A 9,089-nucleotide genomic window follows, 5' to 3' on the forward strand; every position below is an offset into this window, starting at 1 on the left:
GGCGCGGGGGTGTGTGGGTGCCGGTTACGGCACATGGGATGCGCTGGATGTTATCCGTACAAGTGACCGCACGGGCCGGGCCTGACCGAATCTTTGGCGACACCGTCACAGGACGTGCCCGGTCACCGGGTCCCGGCGGCGGCGAAACGTGCCACCGCGGACACGTTGGACCTGGTCACGAACGCCGGTCCGGTGAGCACCGGAGCCGTCCCGCCGCCGCTGACATTGCCGTTGGTCCGGTACAGCCACAGGGCGTCCACCGCGAGGTAGCCCTGGAGGTAGGGCTGTTGGTCCACGGCGAACTGCACGTCGCCGCCCTGGACCGCCTTGACGAGGTCCTTGTCGAGGTCGAACGTGGCGACCTTGGCTCTGCTGCCGGCCTGCTCGACGGCCTTGACCGCGCTGAGCCCGTACTGGGCGCCCAGGGTGACGACCTCGTCGATGCTGGAGTCCTGCCGCAGCCGGGACGCGACCGTGGCGGTCACCGCGTTCATGTCGCTGCCGTCCACGTACAGGTTGTCGGTGTCGCCGTCGAACGTCTTCCGTACGCCGGCGCAGCGGGCCTCCAGCGCGACGTTGCCCCGCTCGTGCACGACGCACAGGGCGTGCTTGGCCCTGACGTCGTCCAGCTTGTCGCCGACGGCTCGGCCGGCGACGGACTCGTCCTGGCCGAAGTACTCCAGCAGGCCCGCCGGCCGCCAGGCGTCGATGCCGGAGTTGAGCCCGACGACGGGGATGCCGGCCGCCTTGGCCCGGGCGATCGGGCCCCGCATCGCCGCCGGCTTGGCCAGCGTCACCGCGATGCCGTCGACCTTGTCGCGGACCGCGTCTCGCACCAGCGCGGCCTGCGCGGCCGCGTCGGAGTCGCTGGCGTACGTCAGGTCGATGCCGTCCTTGGCGGCCGCCGCCTCGGCGCCTCTGCGTACCAGGTCCCAGAAGGCGTCGCCCTTGCCGCCGTGCGTGACGAGGGCGACCTTCATCCCGCCGCCCGGCCCGCTCACCGGGTCCGCGTCCGACCCGTCGTCACTGGCGCCGAGGACGGAGCAGCCGGCCACCAGCAGACACACGGCGGACACCAGGGCCGCGACACGGGTGAGTCTCGCGGAGGTGTGCGGCGGGGGAGGAGTGTTCATGAGGGGCGGACCTCGCTGTGCGGCCGAGCAAGAGCAGGGGGAGAGCGCAGGCGGGCCGCACCTGAGCACGGACCGGATGACTCTCGCTGGCCCGGAGCCAACCGTGTGTGACCACCGGGCGTCAAGTGAGCAGCCACATGCCGTGAGTTGCCGCTGCCGCATCGTGATGATCTGTCCGACGGGCCGAACGGCCGAGGTCATCCCCTGGTTTTCCGTACCGTCCGCGCGGTTCGGGCGCCATCGGGTACCCCGCGGGAAAGGGCTCCCTGGGTGGCTGCCGGGGCCCGCCTAGACTGGTGCGGCTCGCAGGACGGCACAGGCGACGGAAGGGACGGCGACGGTGGCGGCAGTCGGCAGTGGTTTCGAGGACCCGCCCGCCGACGTGCTCGCCGAGGCGGCCGCGACCTTCGGGCTGCTGGCCTCGCCCGCCCGGCTGCACATCGTGTGGGCGCTGGCCCAGGGCGAGAGCGACGTGACCGGCCTCGCCGAGCGGGTCGGCGGCGCGCTGCCCGCGGKCAGCCAGCACCTCACCAAGCTGAAGCTGGCCGGACTCGTCCGCTCCCGCCGCGAGGGCCGCCGGCAGGTGTACTACGTCGACGACCCCGACATCGTCGACGTCGTACGGCTCATGGTGGGCCGGCTCACCGACCGCGCGGCGCCGCCGCGCCGCCGCCTCCATGGCCTCTGAGACCGCCGGGGGCACCACCCTGGAGGTGCTGCGGCGGCTGGAGTCGGGGCCCCGGGGACTGACCGAGACGGAGGCCGCGGCCAGGCTGGTCACCCGCGGCGAGAACACCCTGCCGGAACGCCGTACGCCGTCCTGGCCCCGCCGGTGCGCGCACGCCCTGCGCGACCCCTTCACCGCCGTCCTGCTCTGCCTCGGCCTGGTGTCCGCCGCCGTCGCCTCCTGGGGCACCGCCGTGGTGATCCTCGCCCTGGTCGCGGTCAGCTGCGTGCTGCGCGCGAGCGGGGAGCACCGGGCCGACCGCTCCATGGCCGCCCTGCGCGAACTGGTCGCCGGCACGGCCACGGTGCTGCGGCGCGACGACGCCCGGGAGCCGCCCCGGGCGCGGGAGGTCCCGGTCACCGAGCTGGTTCCCGGCGATGTGCTCCGCCTCGGCCCCGGGGACCTGATGCCGGCGGACGTGCGACTGCTCCGGACCCGGGGGCTCGCCGTGTACCAGGGGGTCCTGACCGGGGAGTCGGCGCCGGTGGGAAAGACGGCGGTGGAGGTGCCCGGCGAGGGCGCGGCGGGCGGTGGGTCCGGGGGCCGTGGGTCCGGCGGGTCCGGGCCGCTGTCCTTGTCTGCCGGTGACGTGCCCTCGCTCGCCGGGGACGTGCCGGGCCGGCCCGAAGCCGCCGCCGGCGGATCCGGCGCGCCCGGCGGCAACCCCTTCGAGGCGCCCCAACTGTGTTTCCAGGGGAGTGCTGTCGCCCGGGGCACCGCCACCGCCGTCGTGGTCGCGACCGGGGGCGGCACCCGGTTCGCCGCCGCCCACCGGCAGCCGCCCGCACGCCGGGAGGGCGGTGCCTTCGACCGGTCCGTGCACGGCATCTCCTGGGTGCTGATCCGGTTCATGCTGCTGACGCCGCCGCTCGTGCTGATGGCGAACGCCGCGCTGCGCGGACGCGGTCCGGAGACGCTGCCCTTCGCCGTCGCGGTCGCCGTCGGGCTGACGCCCGAGATGCTGCCGGTGATCGTCACCACCTGCCTGGCCCGGGGCGCCGCCTTCCTCGCCCGTACCCACGGCGTGATCGTCAAATGGCTGCCCGCCCTGCACGACCTGGGCGCGGTCGACGTGCTGTGCGTCGACAAGACCGGCACCCTCACCCAGGACCGGCCGGTCGTCGAACGGGCCCTCGACCCGGCCGGCCGGGACGACCCGGAGGTCCTGCACTGGGCCGCCGTCGGCGCCTGGTGGACCCTCCAGCTCGCCGAACTGCCCGCGCCCGACGCCCTGGACGAGGCCCTGCTGGAGGCGGCCGGGCCGGTGGGCGAGGAGTACGACGGCGTGGACGCCGTGGCGTTCGACCCGGCACGGCGTTTCTCGACCGCCGTGGTGCGTGGCTCCCTCGGGCGCCACACCGCCGTCGTCACGGGCGCCGCCGAGGCCGTGGTGGAGCGCTGTACGACGGAGCCCGGCGAACGCGACCGGCTGCTGGCGCTCGCCGCACAGGAGGCGGACGCCGGGCTGCGGGTGCTGGCCGTCGCGACGGCCGACCGCCCGGCCGGTGCGCGCTGCCCCGAGGCACGAGGCCTGACCTTCCGGGGCCTGGTGACCTTCCGGGACGCCCTCGCCCCGACCGCCGCCGAGGCCCTGCGCGGCCTGGCCGACCGCGGCGTCACCGTGAAGGTCCTCACCGGCGACCACCCGGCCACCGCGGCCCGGGCCTGCCGGGACCTCGGCCTGGATCCGGGGGAGGTACGGACCGCCGCGCAAACGGTGGACACCGAGGCAGTCGGCACGGCGACCGTCGTCGCCCGCTGCACCCCGGAGGACAAGGCCCGTGTCGTCGCAGCCCTGCGCGCCGCCGGGCACACCGTCGGGTTCCTCGGCGACGGGGTGAACGACGTGGCCGCGTTGCGTGCCGCCGACGTGGGCCTCGCACCCCGCTCCGCCGTCGGCGTGGCACGGGAGAGCGCCGACGTCGTCCTCGCCGAGAAGGACCTCACGGCGATCGGCCACGCGATCACCGCGGGCCGGCACGCGAGCGGCAACATCGCCTCGTATCTGCGCGTCACGCTCTCCTCCAACCTGGGCAACGTCGCCGCGATGCTCGCCGCGGGCCTGCTCCTGCCCTTCCTGCCGATGCTCCCGGCCCAGGTGCTCGCCCAGAACCTGTGCTTCGACGCGGCCCAGCTCGCCTTCGCCCACGACCGTCCCGGCGCGGCGGCGCTGCGTGGTCCGGCCGTGCTGCGGCCGCGCTCCTTCCTCCGGTTCGTCACCGGCTTCGGCCTGCTCAACGCGGTCGCCGACCTCGCCACCTTCGCCGTGCTCGCCTTCGCGCTCCACGGCCCCGACGCCGTCGACGACGAAGCCGTGTTCCACTCCGCCTGGTTCACCGAGAACCTGCTCACCCAGGCGCTGGTCATGCTGCTCCTGCGCTCCGGCCGGCGCGTCGAGGGCAGCCGTACGCCCGGCCCGGTCGCTCTCGCGGCGGCCGGTCTCGCCGCCGTCGGCCTGCTGCTGCCGCCGAGCCCCCTCGGCGCGGCCCTCGGCATGACGGCCCTGCCCGCCGCGTACTACCTGCTGCCGGCCGTCGTCCTCGGCCTGTACGCCCTGGCTCTGACGGCGGCCCGGGCCCGGCACCTGCGGCGTCATCCGTAGGTGAGGTCCGAGCAGGGGTTCTCGTCTGCGGAGCGGACCCCGTCGGCCACCTCGGACGGGACGGCGGTCGGAGTCGGGGACGCGGAGGCGGTCGCCGCCGGGCTGTCCGCGTACGACTGTCCCAGCACGACACTGATCCCGCCGGCGGTCACGGGCTGGAGCTGCGCGCCCGGGAAGGCCGCCGCGACGGTCCGGGCCCGGTCCTGAAGGCCGGGGCCGTACTCGACCAGTGTCGTGGTGTGGTCCTGGGCGGTCGCCGTCGCCGTGCCCGCGACGGTGAAGCCGTCCGCGGTGAGAGCGGCGGCGGCGCGGGCGGCCAAACCGGGGACGGAGGTGCCGTTGTAGACGGCGACGTCGATGCCCTCGCCGGAGACCGGCGTGGGGGAGGCGGGAGCCTCGGAAGCCGACGCCCCGGTCTTCTTCCCGCCGGCGTCCTTGCCGTCGATCGTGCGGTCGGCCCTGAGCGCGGCCCACAGCGCGTCGGCGTCCGGCTGCACGATCGCGACCCGTGAACCCTCGTAGCGCCAGGGCAGGGTCACGAACTTCGTGTTGTGCAGGTCGATGTCCTTCAGGGACATCGCGAAGGAGATCAGCTTGTCGGCGGAGCCGAGGCCGGGGTCGACGGTCAGCGACTTCGTGGCGGCCTCGGCCAGCGGCAGCAGCCGCGTCGGGGTGAGGCCCTTGCTCTTCACCTCTTTCAGGAGGCTCGCCACGAACGCCTGCTGGCGCTTGATCCGGCCGATGTCGGAACCGTCGCCGATGCCGTGCCGGATGCGGACGTAGTCCAGCGCCCGCCGGCCCGAGACGGTCTGCTCGCCCTGGTGGAAGAGCAGTCTGCCCGGGGCGGTGAGGTGCGGGTCGAGATCGTTCTCGTACACGTCCTGCGGCAGGCACACCCGCACCCCGCCCACGACGTCCGTCAGCCGCGCGAAGCCCATGAAGTCGACGACGACGGTGTGGTCGACGCGCAGCCCGGTGAGCTGTTCGACCGTGTTCTGGGTGCAGGCGGGGTTGCCCTTGGCGGTCTGGCCGACCGAGTACGCCGCGTTGAACATCGTGTCCGGCTGGGCCTTCGTCCAGCTGCCGTCGGGCAGTCTGCACGACGGGATGGTGACCAGGGTGTCGCGGGGGATCGAGACGGCGACGGCGTGCCGGTGGTCGGCGTAGACGTGGAGCAGGAACGCCGTGTCGGAGCGGCCCACGTCGTCCTTGTCGCCGCCGCCCAGGGCCTCGTTGCCGCCGGTGCGGGTGTCGGAGCCGATGACCAGGACGTTCTCGCCCTTCGACGAGCCGGCCCCGGGACGGTCGTCGGAGAGGCCGCCGGAGTCGAAGGTGCTGATGTCGCCGTCCAGCTTCAGGTACAGCCAGCCGGCACCGGCCCCGGCGAGCACGAGCAGGGCCAGGCACACGGCGAGACCGACCCGCATGCCACGGCCACGCCGGCGACCGCGCCGCCGCCTGCCGTCCCGCTGGGCGGCCCTGTGCCGCGGCGGCTCCGTCCTCCGGTTGCTGGTGACCGTCATCGGAGTCTGCTTGCCTCTCACCCGGGGGTTGTACAGTTGCGCAATGTAGCAACTGTCGACGAGAGGGAGGGCATGACGTGCTGCGCAACGGACTGGAGCCCTGGCATCTGCTGATCGTGGCGATCGCGGTGATCGTCCTGTTCGGCTCGAAGAAACTGCCCGACACGGCGCGTTCGCTCGGCCGCTCGATGCGGATCCTCAAGAGCGAGGTGAGGGCGCTGAAGGAGGAGGATGCCGCGGACCCGGCCTCCGGTGATCCGGCCGGGCCCGCCCAGGCAGTGATGGACGCCGTATCCGAAGGCCAGGTGGTCCTTCACGGCGCGGGTGACGTCGAAGGCGCCGGCGTCCGGGCCGTGCTGCTCCGGGTCGCGTCCGGCGGCGGAGTACGCGGCGAGGATCGCCTCGCCCTTGCGGATCACCTTGCCGTCCGGGCCTCCCAGTTCACCGAGGGGCAGGTCCTCGACGGCGTACCGCAGCGGCAGGCTGGCCACCGGTGCCTCGGCCCGCAGGGTCTCCTCGATCACGTCGTCCCAGGAGGCGCGACCGCCGCGGACGTGCGCGAGCTGGTCGGGGTGGGTGAGCAGCGCGTGGACGGCGTTGTCGAGCAGGTTGACCGTCGTCTCGTGGCCGGCGCTGATCATCAGCATCAGCGTGTCGAGCAGTTCCTGCTCGCTGAGCCGGGTGCCGCTCTCCTCCTCGCGGGCCGCGATCAGCGCGCTGGTCAGGTCGTCGCCCGGCGCCGCCCGTTTGACGGCGACGAGCTCGCCGAGGACGGCGTAGAACCGGGCGTAGATGTCGGCGACTTCGGCGGCGTCGGCCGAGGTGTGGAAGACGCCGTCCACCACGACGCGCAGCTCGGGACCCAACTCCTCGGGTAATCCCAGCAGTTCACCGATGACCTGGATGGGCAGCGGATAGCAGAACTCCTCCCGCAGATCGACCGCGTGGCCGTCCGCACCACCGCCCGCCCCGGCCTTGGCGACCCGGTCGAGCAGCGCAGCGGTGATCTCCTCGATCCGGGGCCGCAGCGCGGCGGTACGGCGGGCGGTGAACGCCTTGGAGACGAGGGTGCGCAGCCGTTTGTGCTCGGTGCCGTAGGCCGTGAACATGTTCCGCACCGAGACCCAGGTGTACAGCGGCCAGTCCGGTGAGACCTCGCCGTCGAGCCAGCGGTGCCAGTGCCGGCGTGCGTCCTTCGACACCCGCGGGTCGGTGAGCAGCCGCTTGAGCAGCGGGGCGCTGCTGACCGCCCAGGCCGGGACACCGTGGGGGAGTTCGACGGGGGTGACGGGTCCGCGCTCGCGGATCCGGTCGGCCTCGCCGTGGATGTCGCGGCCGGTCGGGTCGATCACTACCGGGTGTGTGAACTCCATGGGACTCTCCCTGGGCTGGCGGCGGTTGTCATGACACGCGGACGCCTCGTGGGCGGGTGCGCGACACGCCCAGCCAAGTGGCCGCGGCCGGGCGGCGCCAGAGGGCGGAGAATCACTGGCCTGATTCAGGCGGCCTGGCCGACCTCCTGCTCCAAGGCCTGTGCCGCCGCCTCGGCGGCCCGTGCCTGCTTCCTGCGCTGCCGCCGGCTGACGCGCGGCTCCTGGTCCGGCAGCCACCCGAAGGTGAGGCAGCTCCCGACCACGCCCAGGAGCAGCCCCACGAAGAAGCCGCCCAGGTTGGCGGTCAGCCAGGTCCCCAGGGAGACCAGCACCCCGATGACCGAGTAGAACAGGCGCTGGGAGGGGTTGAAGAGGATCAGCACGCCGCACAGCAGCATCACGGCCGGGAGCAGATAGCCGGCCAGGCCCTGCATGCCGACGTGCAGGATGACGTCCAGCGACGCCTTCAGGGTGAGCAGCACCTCCGCTCCGCCCAGGGCGAGCAGCAGCCCGCCCCAGAAGGGACGGCCCGCCCGCCACCGGCGGAAGGCGGGCCGGATCTTCCCGCGCGGGCCGCCGGGCATCAGCAACCCGACCCGCTGAAGCCCAGTTTCAGCCCGGGCAGCTTGAACACACCGGCGGTCGTGGCGTAGTTGGTCTGCCGTAGCTTGGCGATGCGCACGGTGTCGGACTGCTGGCTGAACACGCCCTTCGGCCCGCGGCCCAGCGGCCCGGCCTTGTCGAGCGTGCTGGCGTCGTTGCCGATCTCGATGTTCCTGAAGGCCGCGTCGCCCGAGAGCTCCGTGGAGTCGGTGGTCAGGTCCCTGGCCCGGACCTTCTCCGCACCGCCACCCGCCCTGATGACCAGGTTCGTGCCGCCCAGGTCCACGCTCTGGCACAGCTTGGTGAGCGTCGCGTTCTTGATCACGGAGGTGACGACCAGCACCTGACCGCCGGTCTCACCCGCGTTCGGGCTGCCCTCGGCCATCTCGTCCAGGCCGCCGAACTGTGCGAAGCCGGTGCCGTTCAGCTCCGTGGCGGTGACCGTGAACGGCATGCCGGAGATGGCGAACTGCACGCCCAGCGCCCCTTCGGCGGTGAGGATCGCGAGGCCGGCGGCGACCGCGGCGGCCGGCACCGCCATCACCGCGGCCCGGCGTGCCCGGACCCGCCCGCGTCGCGCGGGAACCTCACCGACGTCGGCGGTGGCGGGGCCTTCCGGTCTTTCGGAGATGTGCTCGGCGGAGGAGGTCATGTCTGCTCCAGGTGCGTGTCGGTGCGGATCGGACTTCGGGGGGCACGTTGCCCTGGCGCGGACACCGGCCGCGTGCGCACGTCTCCCCGCAACTCCCGGTGGCTGCAAGGGCTTTCTCGTTACGCCGCAGTAGCGATTCGGAAGTTACCGGGGGTTACATGAAGGGTCAAGGGAAGTGTGAACAAAGAGTGTGGGATGTGCGCCGCATGTGAGTCACCGTCCTTCGGAAACTCTCAGCGAGCGCACAACTCCCTTGCGAGGCCTTGACGTTGACTGACGCCCAGGTCTACAACTCTCCTCGTCTCACCGGATCCGTGGCGCCGGATCCGCCACGCGGCACCGTCCGCGTGTCCCGGACCGCTCGTCCCGTGCGGGCGGCTCGCCGCCCGGTGCGTCCGCACGGGCTTTCCACTGCCCGAGTCCGACCCTCCACGGCACCGGCACGGGCCCTTCCCGAGAGCGCCGTGCCACCAGCC

The 9,089-nt window shown here is 73.2% G+C and carries 6 protein-coding genes and 2 pseudogenes; 3 read left to right on the forward strand and 5 right to left on the reverse strand.

Going from position 1 to position 9,089, the window contains the following annotated elements; all coding sequences use genetic code 11:
• Positions 1-122 precede the first annotated feature (122 nt).
• A complete protein-coding gene (locus CA983_RS35605) occupies positions 123-1,133 on the reverse strand; it encodes a substrate-binding domain-containing protein (RefSeq protein ID WP_086604879.1) in 1,011 nt (336 codons plus the stop codon).
• A 340-nt stretch (positions 1,134-1,473) separates the two neighbouring features.
• Between CA983_RS35605 and CA983_RS35610 the strand changes: the two genes are divergently transcribed.
• Entirely contained in the window at positions 1,474-1,821 is a 348-nt protein-coding gene (locus tag CA983_RS35610) for an ArsR/SmtB family transcription factor (RefSeq protein WP_086604880.1), read from the forward strand.
• Complete coding sequence (gene mgtA, locus CA983_RS35615) at positions 1,811-4,462, forward strand: magnesium-translocating P-type ATPase (protein ID WP_086604881.1); 2,652 nt, start codon at positions 1,811-1,813, stop codon at positions 4,460-4,462. Before CA983_RS35610 ends, mgtA begins: the two co-directional genes overlap by 11 nt.
• Here mgtA and CA983_RS35620 read toward each other — a convergent pair.
• Positions 4,453-5,985 carry an LCP family protein gene (locus CA983_RS35620; RefSeq protein WP_086604882.1) on the reverse strand — a complete coding sequence of 511 codons (1,533 nt, stop codon included), beginning with the start codon at positions 5,983-5,985 and terminating at the stop codon, positions 4,453-4,455. The two genes, mgtA and CA983_RS35620, sit on opposite strands and share 10 nt — an antisense overlap.
• A 128-nt stretch (positions 5,986-6,113) precedes the next feature.
• Between CA983_RS35620 and CA983_RS49730 the strand changes: the two are divergent.
• Positions 6,114-6,203 (forward strand): annotated as a pseudogene (locus tag CA983_RS49730) (twin-arginine translocase TatA/TatE family subunit); the annotation flags it as partial.
• Here the strand turns inward: CA983_RS49730 and CA983_RS35630 are convergent.
• The 3 genes and pseudogenes from CA983_RS35630 to CA983_RS35640 all read right to left on the reverse strand — a co-directional run.
• A pseudogene (locus tag CA983_RS35630) lies at positions 6,186-7,358 on the reverse strand (cytochrome P450 family protein); the annotation flags it as partial. The pseudogenes CA983_RS49730 and CA983_RS35630 overlap by 18 nt on opposite strands.
• A gap of 125 nt (positions 7,359-7,483) precedes the next feature.
• Positions 7,484-7,942: a DUF6114 domain-containing protein gene (locus tag CA983_RS35635; protein WP_086604883.1), complete on the reverse strand. Its 459-nt coding sequence runs from the start codon at positions 7,940-7,942 to the stop codon at positions 7,484-7,486.
• Entirely contained in the window at positions 7,942-8,613 is a 672-nt protein-coding gene (locus CA983_RS35640) for a DUF6230 family protein (RefSeq protein ID WP_086604884.1), read from the reverse strand. The genes CA983_RS35635 and CA983_RS35640 overlap by 1 nt, the downstream gene beginning before the upstream one ends.
• Positions 8,614-9,089: the final 476 nt, after the last annotated feature.

It is taken from the genome of Streptomyces swartbergensis (assembly GCF_002148965.1).
GTDB classification, from domain to species: Bacteria; Actinomycetota; Actinomycetes; order Streptomycetales; family Streptomycetaceae; genus Streptomyces; species Streptomyces swartbergensis.

What these genes read in the sequence shown, in the direction of transcription:
- CA983_RS35605 (WP_086604879.1), bottom strand. Translation starts at nt 1,133, where the DNA reads ATGAACACTCCTCCCCCGCCGCACACCTCCGCGAGACTCACCCGTGTC.
- mgtA (WP_086604881.1), top strand. Translation starts at nt 1,811, where the DNA reads ATGGCCTCTGAGACCGCCGGGGGCACCACCCTGGAGGTGCTGCGGCGG.
- CA983_RS35620 (WP_086604882.1), bottom strand. Translation starts at nt 5,985, where the DNA reads ATGACGGTCACCAGCAACCGGAGGACGGAGCCGCCGCGGCACAGGGCC.
- CA983_RS35635 (WP_086604883.1), bottom strand. Translation starts at nt 7,942, where the DNA reads ATGCCCGGCGGCCCGCGCGGGAAGATCCGGCCCGCCTTCCGCCGGTGG.
- CA983_RS35640 (WP_086604884.1), bottom strand. Translation starts at nt 8,613, where the DNA reads ATGACCTCCTCCGCCGAGCACATCTCCGAAAGACCGGAAGGCCCCGCC.